Below are 12,901 nucleotides of genomic sequence, written 5' to 3' on the forward strand. Positions count from 1 at the left end.
GCTCGTCTCCGCATCGTCGCGAAGATTGAATCAGACCCTCAACACCACTTCAAGGCAGTTTTTCAACAGAATCGGGTGGAAAGCGGACATCACCAAATCGAGGCGTTTAAATCATCCCCGGCGTCATATCGAAGAGCGCTGATGCGTTTAAACGCAGCTTCCCAAGCTCGTATCTGAGCACGATCACCATCGTCGCGCGCCTTCCTGAGCCGTTCCAGTGCTTCCTTGTGTCGTATGCGTAACGCATCGATCATGTCACTATTTTCGGTCATTTCAACATTATTGAGCCCATACCGAATGTCCGCAAGTGGGTCGACTTCTGTCATTCGATCCGATTTGGACCGGTTGCTAAAAGGGGTGATTACCGGACCTTTCGCTTTCCGTATATGGTGCGGCGATGGACACACTTATCGTCTCGGTCGTGATCGCGGGCTTGTCATGGTCTGCACTTAGGGATGTTCGATCAGGAAAAGCGCGGTTTATGGCTAATGTTTACGCCGACAGACGGCGTTCGGCCTTTCCTTATTGGTGCGTGGTCGCCTTCCAAGTTCTCATGGCGATGATGTTGGCCACACTTTGGGTGTCTCTGCTGATCGAACCACAAAACTAAGCATGCCCCCGATCTGCGAACTGATCGGAGATGCCCACAACGGGGGGCATCGCTGTCGTCCGTTGAGGGTTGGTAGCGGCCGGGATACCGGGACGGATGGATTTGCGAGGGTCCGCTTTCGGATGGAAATGCATGTTAGCGGACGTTCCCGCTGTCCTCGCTGTGAGCGCCGACCCAATCGATCAAACCCCAGAATGCCGCCGCCCCAGCCAGCCCAAAGAGCCACAGCCGCTCGCTAGGAAGAAGAAGCCCAAGTAAGACCAACAGCGATACGGCGATGATGGCGAACCATGGAGAGCGAACGAACGACAGCATTCGGCCATCGTGCCATTGCGCGGTGATGTCCGCAACGGGCCCCTTCCCGCCGTTCTGTCCGATCTGGAGCTTCATGTCCGGGAATGAGCTGGGAACGATCCAGAGCTAACATCGTGGATTGCGTCGTATCCGAAACCGCCCGTAGATCGACTGCGCCTGAGCATCCGTCTCGCGAATAAGTCGTCCAATCTCCCTTAGCCTGCCCTTCCATTCGGCAACGCCCTTATTGGCGTTCCTAGACGAGATGGCCTTGCCTTCGGCTGTCTGGGGGCCAGTCGAGTGCGCCCACGGCTTAGTCTGCCGTATCCGCTCAGCCTGCTTCGCCCTACGCTCCGCCGTCCATGATGCCTTCGTTCCCATGACCGATCCTGTTCAGTTCGTTTCGCGATTTTTTGCCACTACGGCCACTGCCTTCATATCGTCGATCGCGGCCGGAACGTATACAGACATTCGCGAAGGCTTCATTTCAGGGGTAAAATGAGCATGAGCAGCAGTCCGCATCATATCCGCGTGAGACAAAGAGGCCGGTACGGTATTCGGGCGCTTGTGGCGGAGGAGCCGCCCGTCGCGGAGGAGATGATGCTCGACAAGCTCGTTCTGCGCATACCGGGCGTGATCCGCTGGCACGGGACCAAGGTGAGCCCGGAGCGCGCTGCGGCTCTCCTTCACGGTTATAGGGAACTGCTCGAAGCGCGCGCGGCCACACTCCTCGGCCGATGGACCGCACCGTCACAAGGCAAGGCCGGGTTCACATCCTCCTTGCAACCGGGTTGCACAACGATCTCGGGGGCTCGCCTCGCGATAAGGTGGGACGTTGACGAGGTCAGGTTCAGTCTTTCGCTGAAACTCAACCCCATTCGCACATTGGTGCATCTCTGGCCGAGGATAATGCCGTCCTACGATGCCGAGACCCAGCTTCGCGAGATGGAGCGAGACTATTTCTGGACCACCTCTGGGGCACCGATGAAGGCGGGCACGCTCGACGACAATGACAATGCGGTTGCGACACTTGATGGCATCCTCGCCGTGCTGGGCTCCAACTATCCCCAACGCTTCATCGAGACGTTCGAGGAGCAACTGCGTCATTGGTCGATTGAAGCTGTCGCGCCTGCCAGTTCGGGCTTTTCCCACGATCTATCCGAGCCGGACCCTTGCGCCTTATTCGGGGACCAAAGCGTGACGTTGAACTGGAGCCAACTCGTCGTCAGCAGCGCCGAACTCTTCTGCGAACGTCGGCATGCCGACGCTGTCGCGTTGATGCACCGCGTTGCCGCGCACGTTCATGCCGCACACGGCAATGCGGAGTGGCGAAGCTACGGGGTCGAGCAGGATTTCGGCGGCCGACTGGGCAAGTCCATGACGGTGGGGATCAGCCCGACCGAGGACATCCGGCAGATTTGTTATGCGAAAACCACAACTCGGGTCAGGGTTGAGATACGCTATCTACGCAAGGTGCGCGCGTCGCTGCGCATGGATGTCAAGCACCACGCTCGACCGCTGTTCGATCTGTTTGCCGCCCTACAGACGGATGCAGCCTTCCGGGTGGACTGGAAAACCTTTTGCAAGATGTGCGTCGAACCCCCGCATGCCATGCTCACCGAGGTCAGCCAGATGATGGCGCTGATCGCCGAGTGCGCGCGCGGAGCGGGCGTTTCCGCGAAGCCGGTGTTCACCGCGCTGCTAACCGCGCGAAGCATCGCGGAAGATGACAGCGGAGACTTCCCGCGCCGGTTGATGAAGCGCCTCGAAGCTGCCGGGCTGATCGACCGTCAAAGCCTAGTGCGTCGTGTTCGGCCGGGCGAGCGGCGGCGTCATCGCCTGACGCCGGTTTATTTCGAGATAGTAGGCCAGCTCCAACAGGCGTTCGAGCAGTGATGGCAATGACGGGCGACCGATAGACCGCTCACTCGGAAGCCAACGAGGGGCTCGATAGCGGAACCGGATGGCTGGCGAGATCAGGCCGCTCCGGAAGGCCCAACGCCTGCATCATAATGCCATGATGCAGATCGGCGGTGTGCTGCCAGTCATAGCGCCGGGAATGACGCCGGATCAGCGACCGATCCCACTGCCGAGCCATCGCCGCCCGGATGCCATCTGCGATGGCTGTGACAGACCTCTCCCGGAACAATAGGCCGATGCGAGGATCGGTGATCACCTCGGGCGAACCCCACACAGGTGTTGCCGCGACGGGCGTGCCGCATGCCAGAGCTTCCAGCAGCACGTTGGAGATGCCCTCATATTCCGAGCAGCTCACGAGCAGGTCCGAAGCCCCCAGCAAGGTCGCGAGGTGCGCTTGGTCGATCGAGCCGGTGAAGGTGACCCTCTCGGCTACGCCCAACTCGATTGCCAGCCTCCTCAGCCGATCATGTGAGGGGCCGTCGCCGACGATGATCAACTCGGCGTCGGCTATCTCAGAAATCGCGCTTATCGCGAGATGATGACCCTTATTCTCCACCAGATGCCCGACCGAGATGACGGCGAAACGGCTGATACCTAACGAGCGGCGCAGCGCGTCACGGTCTGGTGACGGCTTAAACACATCGCGGTCGACGCCATGCTCCACAACGGAGAGCTTGTCTGACGCGACGCCGCAGTCGACAAGCGCGTCAGCCAAGGCTTGGCATACGGCCGTCGTCGCCACCGCACGCCGAGCAGCCCACCGGATCATCGCGCCGGGGATGGACTGCCGCGCGATCTGACTGACATCCGTTCCGAGTGCGGTCAGCATCACCGGCTTGCGGAGCATAAGCCCCACGAGGCTGGCGGCGACCCCGTCCGGATAAAGATAGTAGGCGTCGATGATATCCGGATCGAACCCGGATCGCTTGATATGCCGGATCGTGCTGAGCGCGGCCATGGCGATGCTGAACGGGGTGAGCCACATGCTGACCTTCGGCACCATCAGGTAGCGCATGAACCGCGCTCTGATCTGGCCCGCGTGTTCCTCGCGCGGTGTCCGCGCCAGCTTGGCGTAGCTGCCGAATATCCGCGCCTTGAACGGAAACCACGGCACCGGGACGAGCACCCGTAGCTCCACGCCCGCAACCTGCGACAGGTGATGCAGCCGGTGCTTGAGGAACACCCCGTTTCCGGGCCGAGAGCTGCTGGGGAACAGGTTCGTGAAGGCGAGTATCTTCACCTCAGAGCCCCCGATGGTGGCGAGTGGTCACCGCGAATAGTCCTGTCAAATATAGTCAGGGACGAACTCCGGTGGCGGAGCGGATGGGCGGCCTTGCGTTATGTCCGCGACAGGCGGCAGCTCTGATCCGCAGTGTCGGCATTTGATCGCCGCCGCCTTTATGGTCTCTGCACAATAGGGGCACTGCCGGTCGCCATCCGGACGATCATCCGATCTAGGAAGAGCCGTGGCCTGAGCCGGTGCAGGGGAATAAGCCCACACGAGTGCCCCCACCCAACCGAGCATTGTCCATCCCAACAGGAAATTGAGGATGCCGATGCCGGTTACCGACCGATGCTCGCGCTGCATCGCGACCAGCAACGGAGAAAAATAAATCACGAGTGACGAGATAGCCAAGGCCGTGCCGAATAACGACACACCGGCTGGTCCTCCCAGCCCCAGTCCGGCGATACTGCCCACCCAAATCGCTATCAGCCTAAACCAGTAACTGACGCCCATCACTCACCCCCTTAAAAGCTCGCCGCCCCAGCGATTGGCTTAATCCTAAAATGGGATAACCGACGCCGCCGTTTAGCGAAAGCCCGTCTTCATCCGGAGCGGCACAGATTGGCGAAGTCCCAGCACACCGCAGAACACACCGTGCTGATGAATGTGCTGGTTAGAGCCCGCGAGAAATGCGGGTTCACTCAGACCCAACTGGCTAAGGCACTGGGCAAACATCAGTCGTTCATTGCGAAGATCGAGGTAGGGGAGCGCCGGTTGGACGTGCTGGAGTTCTGCGCGATATCGCGCGCGCTCGGCATTGAGCCCGTCGCCTTGATGGAGACGCTTCTCGCCGGTTTGCCGGAGCATTTCGACATCTAGCTGTCGCCACCCGGTTGCAAGCCATCGCTCGCAGAAACCCATGCCGGATTTACCGGCTGGCAAACGGGCAAGCGCAAGCCGTTGGGGCATGCTCGCCTGTATGGTCGTGACCGATCATGGTCTTGCCGCAGAACCAGCATAGATCGGCTGCGTCTCCGTCTCTCTCGCGGATCGCCTTGCGTACACGCTCCTGCCATGTGCTGGGTTTCTTCTTCTCGGTCAGCGGAGGGGGTGGCTGATCCGGTAAGGGCTTGCCAGTCCTATACAGGTTCCAGTGGTGGAACGTCGAACCCATGAAGGTTATCCGGCCGTCCCTTTTCTTATAAGCAACGTGGACACTGGTCTTCTTCTCGTCTGTGTCCTCGGTTGCCCTAGCCCGATACCGTATGGCCTCCCATTGGTTGGATGGGGGTTGGAGCTGTGCCCCGGATGTCTCTAACCATTCCTTGAAGGCGTTGAAGGTCTGGCGGAACTCCAGTGCTACCTTCTCTTGATAGTGGGATGTGTGCTCTACCTTCACCGGGTTGGCGTCGCGGGCGGCTACAAACCTTTACCCGGCAGTGGCAATCCATCCTTGTATGTTTCGCCGAACGGACGCCACTGGGAGGCAGGATCAAGCGACAGCAGCGTGAACCACTCCCCCGGCCGTGAGTGCCCCTCAAGAACGCCCTGCCAACGCATGGGCTGACGGAACCGCGCATGAAGGTCGGCATGGTGTCTCTTGCAGACCGGATAGATTTCGGCCGGACGGTCATAGCGTTCGAGGTGGCTGTAGATGAACCCGGAGCCGTTGAGCTGATCGGGGCGGCTGAAACCGCATATCGAGCACACCGTGGGCCGGATCAGCTCTCCGCTACGGAACATGGCGCGCTGGATCGGATTAACGGCGCACCGCGCATCCCATCCCCATCCGTTATATGGGGTTTCCCACGGGCGGGGCCGAGAAATCGACAGGCGCGGCGCACCGACATCAGCCGCGAAAAGGTCCGACTGCTCTCCGTCAGTTTCCCTATCGGTCATCTTATACGCCATTGCGGCGCGGGTCGAACGCTGACGGATCGGGTTGGCGAGCAAGGATAATTGCTTCCGCTCGCGTCAATTCTCTTGGGGCAATGAAGGCGTACCAGCCTTCGCCGCCCCGCTGTTCCACGAACTCTCTCCATCGGTCGGGGTGTCGGTAGCGACGATGGATTTTTCCATGGCATGAACGGCAAACTCGCTTGGCTGCCAGCGGCCGAAAATAGTTCTCGTTGTGATGACCGAGCGAGCCGGTAGCGCCACAGATCGAGCAAGCCTCCTCCGGTATGATCCACGTCTTCTCACAAGCAATCTGGAACTTCTGCGATCCCGCCCGGCGCTCCGCGCCGGTTGCTCCGTTATAGGACCCGAGGAGCGGCCATCGCGAGATTGGCAGTGCGTAGCCATCCGCTAGAAGCTGATCCACTCGACGTTCAATCTCTACATCTGGAAAGGGGTGATCGACAGCGGGGGCGATCATCATCGTTGTCCGGAGATGCAGCGATACACGCTGGCCCGAGATATCCCGACCTCACTGGCGATGACGCTCGCACCCTTGCCAGCGGCGCGAAGGGCCTTGACGGCGGCAACCTTGCCTTGGGGTAACGGCTGGCGGCCCTTATAGCGACCAAGGGCCTTTGCTCGGGCGATACCGCAGAGCTGGCGCGATTTCATCAAACTGCGCTCGAACTCTGCGATTGCGCCGAACATCGTCAAAAGCATCTTGCCGGTCGGCGACTTCGTACTCACTTCTGACCCGCCGAAGTCGAGCACCCTCAAGCCCACACCCTTCTTCTCCAGCATCTCGACGGTAGTGAGCAGATCGGCGGTGGAGCGGGCGAGCCGGTCGATCTTGGTGCAGATCAGCACGTCGCCTTCTCGAACGAAGTCGAGTGCCGCTGTGAGTTGCGGCCGATCAGCATTTGCTGCCGAGATGTGTTCCTTGAATAGCTTCTCGACGTTGCAACCCGTTGCAAGCAGCAGTCGCTCCTGCTCTTCTAGCCCGGCGATTTGGTCAGTCGTCGATGTTCTCGCATAGCCGACAAGCATATAATAATCCTTCCAGATCAATATCTTATATTAGAAGAATAGTGGAAATAGTCACGCGCGAAAATCGATTGAGGCGTTAGGAACAGTAAGAAGGAAAGCGCCATTTCAACAGATCGGTTATGACGATCCTCTCGTATAGCTTGCTTAAAAGAACCCGACCCAGTTAGGATTATGCCATGCGAAATGAGCAGCGAGTGACATCAGTCCGGAACGCCCGCCAAGATGGAATTGATGCTTGCAGTTCCGTGCCTCTATTTCTGACCCCCATGTTTGAGCAGAAGCCGCTCGGTTCTGCCACGGGCTTCCTTTGGACACTCCACGGTCGCCATTTTCTCATTACCAACTGGCATGTCGTCACCGGCCGAAATCATGAAACGGGGAAATGCCTATTGGACAATGCCGCGATCCCAGACCGGATCGTAGTGTCCTTTCCTCGTGACGAACGCCTCGCCCCCCCACTAGATGTCACGGTGTGGACGGTGGATAGAGACGGAAATCCGCGATGGACGGAACATCCCATCTACCGCCAGTCGGTCGATGTGGTGGCACTACCGATCGAACCGCCGCCAGATGGCGAAGGTAGCTACTTTCCGATGAACGGCATTCCGGAAATCGAGCTTGTTCAACGTATTGGTATGCGAGTGTTCATTCTTGGCTTCCCGTTCGGTAGACAGGGGTTGGGGATGCCCGTGTGGAAACAGGCAACTTTCGCAAGTGAGCCATTTTTAAGCCCCGAAATCCAACGCTATTTGATCGTGGACACTGCATCGCGACCGGGCATGTCCGGCTCGCCAGTGATCCAACGAGAGTATGGTGAGGTAAGAACTGACGAGGGCGTCATCGGACACGCGGTAGGGGGCTTGGGCGCGTGCCGCTTCGTTGGCGTTTATTCCGGAAGGTTCCACACGAACGATCCGAATGACGCCCAGCTTGGCCGCGTTTGGCCCCGTCAGCTCGTTTGGGATATTGTGGAACAAGCCTGTTTATGGACTGCCCCAACGTAGCGATCAGCGTCTCCCAAAGGTCAAGAACCAGAGAGACGATGTCTAATTGGGCGCGAACCGATCCTCATGAGACGCTTTGGTGGGCATTGCCGGTGTTCCCAATGAGGAAGCCTCATAGGAGCACCGCGCCGACCGTCATCTAGTCTGCGGGAGTATAATCTCTATAACATCCTCTACCTTGGGGGTATGCTGACGTGGATGTTCACAAGATTATTAGCTCGACGCACACCGTCATTCTGCTGATTGTAGCAGCGATTTCGGCAATCGGCTGGGTTGTCAAGCTAAGTTACGATGTAGCGCAACTACACGAAGATGTCCGCCTCATGAAGCAGCGACCACCTGTGGTGGTCTCTTCGAGAGACCCGCGCGAGCGTGCTTGCGCTCAGTTGGCGCTCGCAGCCGCAGCGCCGTCACCCGGCACGGGGGATGTGAGTAGAGCCATGATCGACATGGGGTGTCGTGACCTCAAATAATAGGAAGGAGCAGGGATGCGGGGGATATGGTAGAGATGGGTAACAAACCGATCCAACTGGTAGAGGCTGCGACGCCCACGGCTCCGGTCGAGTGGACGCATTTGGTCCTTGGCCTCGCGGTTCCAGTGGCTGTGATTGTTGTATCGCTGGCTGCCGTCATAACCCTCGCCATCATCTATTTCGGACGGCTGGAGTTTCGGATTGGCTTTGGCGAGAAATGGCATTTTAGCGCCAAGCGCCAAGGCGTCGCCGACCAACCGGGCGAATTAAACGCACCGCCGCCCGAACCGGCTGCCCACTTGCCCCCACCGGAAGCCGAAACCGGCGCAAACGCTTCACTCCCGGCCGAGGAAGAAACGCCTCCCAATCCCTCACTTGGCATAGAGTTTTTTACCGCGACCAACGTGCATGAGATTGACCAAGCCTACGCTGATTTCCGCCTCACTTTAACTGAGAAGGACTTCGAGTTCTGGGATGTTCATCATCAAAACCGACGAGGCAAGCGCGGAGCACATGACGAACGCGAAAACCTGCGCCGCCTTGCTGAACAGAACCCTACTTGGGTTTTACCGCACGCGAGCCTCATTGACTGGGCGGTAAGCGATGGAGACGCCGACGAAGCCGGACGCCTGTTAGCTGCCGGGCTTAGCCGCGCCCAATCCCCTCAGATCGACGCCGTGTTGACGGCCGGTCTCGCCATGCACTTTCGACTACATGGCGAGCAATCGGCACTAAACTTCTGCGTCGAGTGGCTCAAATCCAGCCTGCCCGATCGGGTTAAAGGTATAATGCTCTCGAACCTCGCGGAGTTATTGCAAGAAGCGGGTAAAGATGAAGGCTATCGAGTGGCGTCGGAAATGGCACTTCTAGCGCACCCGGTTCTCGATGGAAAAAGATTTCGACTGGCATATCATTATGGCGAGCACAGTTCGCGCTGGTCTGCTGCAGTTGCACACTACAAAAGGATCATACACACGGAGGATAGTGGATCGATTTCGGAAAACAATCTTGGAGTGCTATATAGGCACTTCGATAAAGAGCCGGAGATAGACGCTTTTGAGCGGGCTGTTGCGAGAGGCGACAACTTCGCCGTGGCCAATCTAGCGAAACTACTTACCGCTGCTGGTTTCGTCGCGGCGTCGGAGCGCCTCCTGAACACGCTTGACGACCCCAAGGATGCGGGCGAACTTTACGCAGCCGCTCGCAGCGAAAATCTGGCAGCGCGGCGCGCGACCGACGAAAAGCGCGAACAAATCGACGCCATCGCCGATGCCGATTTTGGTCTATACCGCAATGCAGTCTCGGCTGCGTTTCGGCGAATACGTTCGGGCGCAGAGCGAGCAACCGGAATGTACGCCTCTTCTGATACGGGAGCGCGCGTTTTGATACAGGATGGTGGCTCACTATGCACGATAATAAGGGATGGGCGGATATACAGTGGCACACTTAACGACCACCTATTCTGTAGAACGGGTAGGTTGATGCACAAGGGAGAGAGCTTGCTGGGATCGAGCTTTCTTCAAGTCACCTTGCTGGACCAAGCGGATGACAAAGTTGTCCTTGTGCAATGGCCAACACACGTAGGCCCAGAGGCGCGTCTCGCTATCGCTTCACTGGATTATATTTCGCCCCCTCAACTGGCAATCGAGCCCCCAAAGCCCGGGCCTCAATTCTAGATGGTCGCCGAGCGCATTGTCGGTTGGACCGTGAGCGATGGTCAGGCGCACTATTCCCTCTGCCTCAAGGGGTCATTGATATTCTTACGCGGTTGCCCGGCTCCTAAAAGCCTCGATGGAGGTCCGCCCGACCGTGGGGCATATAGCTGCTGTGGTATCGGCTATCGCGGGTTTAAGGGACGCGTTAGGCCGGCGTCGCTTTAAGCGGGGGAATACAATGGAAGCGGGTAGCGCGGCGGATTGGTTTGCAGGGGTTGCATCGGCAGCAGCCGTTGTCGTTGCTCTCGCTGGATATTGGTTTTCAGAATGGCAGCGACGGCGCGATCGACGTGACCGCGAACGCGATGCGGCGAACATGATTGGTGTGAAGCTCTTTCAGGCACTCAACCGGACGGATGACATCCGACGCCACCTTTGGGCCCCGTATAACGGTCCCGAATTAGGCGGAGATGACGGCCATCAACTGTGGAGGCACATTCAGCCGATGGTGGGGTTGCAGAACGACCCATCGGTTGCGCTCAGCGATGCCGAAATCAACCTGCTGATCCGCGCCGACGCGACCCAGTTTATGATGGACCTCATGCTGGTGATTTCCCGGTACCAAAGCATCAATTCCTCAATGAAGGAATATGCGCTCCGTTATGACGCAATCATGGCCCTCGCTCCGGTGCCGGTCGAAATGAACGGAGAGGTCATGATCCATCGGATGTCACGCGATCAGTATATGAAGCTCCAACCATACAGCAACGCGCTTGAGGGATTGATACAGGGCCTGCGGAGCATGTCAGCGGAGAACGTGACGAACGCGCAGGCTATCGCGGTGCAGTTTCAGCCGATCATGAAGAGGTACTTCAAGACTGCGAAGTTCCTCAGTCTAGGCGCGCCACCGGCACCAGCGCCCGCGCCCGCGCCAGTCGAAGCCTAATCGGTTGGCGCGAACTTGAAGAACAATAGCTGCAACCCGTTGCAAGCAGCCGCGCACCGCAGGACGGTTTACACCCTAGTGCAAGACTTTGGATATAACGGAGCGATTTCGGCCCAGTTTACAGAGGCATCGGCCGAAATCTGCCAAATCAGGGAGCTTGGGGGGCTCACGCTCGGAGCCATGACGCCCTCTTATGTTTCTTGTCTACACCTTGAAAGGGCGGTGACTGAATGACGGCGGCGCTAAGCGGGCCGACGATCTCGATCCGTTCACCGAGCTTATCGAACCGGAATACCGGCCTCAGTGTGGGAGCTACCAAGGTCACCTCCTCGGCGACGGGGTCGCAGAGGACTAGCGGACAAACCACTGCCAGAGCTTGCTTTACGGTTCCTCTCGCAATCAATCGCTCGCGTTCATCTTGGCTGTCGAGAGTAGCGCGGAACTTTCGCACCCGAGCAATATGCTCCGATCCGCTTAATTGTCCGGCTGCGTTGGCCAACCTGTCCACAACTGCACCATGCGCCGACTTCGCAACGGTTAAGTCCTCGCCAATGGCTTCGATTTGGCGTTCGATTTCCCGGCTTCCGTTCCGACTGTAAAGATCGATAAGGCGCGCTTCTCGTTCGCTCAACTCTGACAGTCGCGTTTCGATCTCGATCTTCTCAAGCTCAAGCGCCCGGACCTCGTCCGCTGCCTCAAAATGGTCTGGAGTAAGGACGATGTGCAGCACGCTATTCAACACGGCAGCTTCGAGCCGGGGATAATTGAAGTGCAAACGATGTGTGCAGCCTCTTCCGCGCAGAGCGCCATCACACACCAAATATCTCTCGTCCGGCTTGCCCTTGTTGCGAAACGTCATGACGGAGCCGCAGGCGGTGCAGCGCGCGATGCCAGAGAGCAGGTTCGATATTTGAGGTCCGCGCCTGCCGCCCCTCAGTGTTCGCGCCTTGCGAGACGCGCGAGCTTGGTTGAACTCGACCTCGTCAATGACCGCTGGGAAATAGCCTCGGATAGCGCGACCTTCCTCAACGCGTGTGCCATTCAACCTCCTTCGCGGTTGAAACTCCCCGATGGTGGACCGTGAGTTCAGGATTTTTTGTATGTAAGAGGCGTGCCATCCCGCACTGGACAACGCTCCTCTACCCCATGTGCCGATCCCTTCCCGATTAAGAGTGGCAGCAATGAGATGCTGACCAATGCCGCCGATTGATAGTTGAAATATCCGTCGAACGACGGCGGCGCGCTCGGGGATCAATGAGTAAGAGCCTTGGTCATTCACCATGATCCAAGCGGGACAGCGCCGCGTCATGGCCTTGCCGTCCCCCTCAGCCGCGCGCTCCCGCTTTCGCTTCCAAGCGGCGGCAAGGCGATGGGACTTTTTTTCGCTCTCCTCGTTCGCAAGCTGCGCCTTGACGATAAGCTCGATTAGGCTTGCGAAATCAATGGTCTCCGAGGTGTAGAGCCGCTCCCCGTCAACGGTCGCGATGGCGAGACCGGCGTCGGTCAATGTGGAGATCAGTGCGAACACAACCCTCGCATCCTGACGGCTAAGTCGGTCAAGCCTCTCGACCACCAGCACTGACCCGGCTCCAATGCGCCCCGCGATCACGTCCTGCTCGAATACCGAGAACTGGCTGCCTTCCGTTCGATTGCTGCCGCGATACGCTGAGCGGCCCTCGTCGATCATCTCGGCAACAGGTTGCCAACCCTTTCGCGCACAAAACGCGCGACAATCATCAAGCTGGCGAGCCAGCGATGAACCTTTGCTCTGTTCGAGCGTCGAAAACCGGGCGTAGATGTATGCCTTCACCGACCAATTCTAGCGGGC

The 12,901-nt window shown here is 58.5% G+C and carries 12 protein-coding genes; 5 read left to right on the forward strand and 7 right to left on the reverse strand.

Annotated features, from left to right (window positions below):
• Window positions 1-745: 745 nt before the first annotated feature.
• A complete protein-coding gene (locus tag AAC645_RS17715) occupies window positions 746-1,000 on the reverse strand; it encodes a hypothetical protein (protein ID WP_340317910.1) in 255 nt (84 codons plus the stop codon).
• Window positions 1,001-1,888: 888 nt separating this feature from the next.
• On the opposite strand from AAC645_RS17715, the gene AAC645_RS17720 reads away from it, so the two are divergent.
• Entirely contained in the window at window positions 1,889-2,800 is a 912-nt protein-coding gene (locus AAC645_RS17720) for a hypothetical protein (protein WP_340317911.1), read from the forward strand.
• Between the two features lie 28 nt (window positions 2,801-2,828).
• On the opposite strand, the gene AAC645_RS17725 is transcribed toward AAC645_RS17720, so the two are convergent.
• Both AAC645_RS17725 and AAC645_RS17730 read right to left on the reverse strand, forming a co-directional pair.
• Entirely contained in the window at window positions 2,829-4,064 is a 1,236-nt protein-coding gene (locus AAC645_RS17725; protein WP_340317912.1) for a glycosyltransferase, read from the reverse strand.
• Window positions 4,065-4,109: 45 nt separating this feature from the next.
• On the reverse strand, window positions 4,110-4,562 hold the full coding sequence (locus AAC645_RS17730; RefSeq protein WP_340317913.1) for a superinfection immunity protein: 453 nt from the start codon (window positions 4,560-4,562) through the stop codon (window positions 4,110-4,112).
• Window positions 4,563-4,670: 108 nt separating this feature from the next.
• Between AAC645_RS17730 and AAC645_RS17735 the strand changes: the two genes are divergently transcribed.
• Window positions 4,671-4,928 (forward strand): helix-turn-helix domain-containing protein, encoded by a 258-nt coding sequence (locus tag AAC645_RS17735; RefSeq protein ID WP_340317914.1) that lies wholly within the window; start codon window positions 4,671-4,673, stop codon window positions 4,926-4,928.
• A 540-nt stretch (window positions 4,929-5,468) separates the two neighbouring features.
• Here the strand turns inward: AAC645_RS17735 and AAC645_RS17740 are convergent.
• The 3 genes from AAC645_RS17740 to AAC645_RS17750 are packed head-to-tail and all read right to left on the reverse strand — an operon-like array spanning window position 5,469 to window position 6,995.
• Window positions 5,469-5,948: a hypothetical protein gene (locus AAC645_RS17740; protein ID WP_340317915.1), complete on the reverse strand. Its 480-nt coding sequence runs from the start codon at window positions 5,946-5,948 to the stop codon at window positions 5,469-5,471.
• 1 nt (window position 5,949) lies between these two features.
• Window positions 5,950-6,429: a hypothetical protein gene (locus AAC645_RS17745; protein WP_340317916.1), complete on the reverse strand. Its 480-nt coding sequence runs from the start codon at window positions 6,427-6,429 to the stop codon at window positions 5,950-5,952.
• Window positions 6,426-6,995, reverse strand: coding sequence for a recombinase family protein (locus AAC645_RS17750; protein ID WP_340317917.1), 570 nt, complete (start codon window positions 6,993-6,995; stop codon window positions 6,426-6,428). Before AAC645_RS17750 ends, AAC645_RS17745 begins: the two co-directional genes overlap by 4 nt.
• Before the next feature lie 176 nt (window positions 6,996-7,171).
• Between AAC645_RS17750 and AAC645_RS17755 the strand changes: the two genes are divergently transcribed.
• From AAC645_RS17755 to AAC645_RS17765, 3 genes are all read left to right on the forward strand, one after another.
• Complete coding sequence (locus tag AAC645_RS17755) at window positions 7,172-7,999, forward strand: S1 family peptidase (protein WP_340317918.1); 828 nt, start codon at window positions 7,172-7,174, stop codon at window positions 7,997-7,999.
• 508 nt (window positions 8,000-8,507) lie between these two features.
• Window positions 8,508-10,148 carry a tetratricopeptide repeat protein gene (locus AAC645_RS17760; RefSeq protein WP_340317919.1) on the forward strand — a complete coding sequence of 547 codons (1,641 nt, stop codon included), beginning with the start codon at window positions 8,508-8,510 and terminating at the stop codon, window positions 10,146-10,148.
• A 217-nt stretch (window positions 10,149-10,365) separates the two neighbouring features.
• Complete coding sequence (locus AAC645_RS17765) at window positions 10,366-11,073, forward strand: hypothetical protein (RefSeq protein ID WP_340317920.1); 708 nt, start codon at window positions 10,366-10,368, stop codon at window positions 11,071-11,073.
• Between the two features lie 166 nt (window positions 11,074-11,239).
• On the opposite strand, the gene AAC645_RS17770 is transcribed toward AAC645_RS17765, so the two are convergent.
• Window positions 11,240-12,883, reverse strand: a complete 1,644-nt coding sequence (locus tag AAC645_RS17770; RefSeq protein WP_340317921.1) for a recombinase family protein — start codon at window positions 12,881-12,883, stop codon at window positions 11,240-11,242.
• Window positions 12,884-12,901: the final 18 nt, after the last annotated feature.

Origin of the sequence: Rhizorhabdus argentea, from assembly GCF_037861105.1 — a bacterium.
Taxonomy (GTDB): Bacteria; Pseudomonadota; Alphaproteobacteria; order Sphingomonadales; family Sphingomonadaceae; genus Rhizorhabdus; species Rhizorhabdus argentea.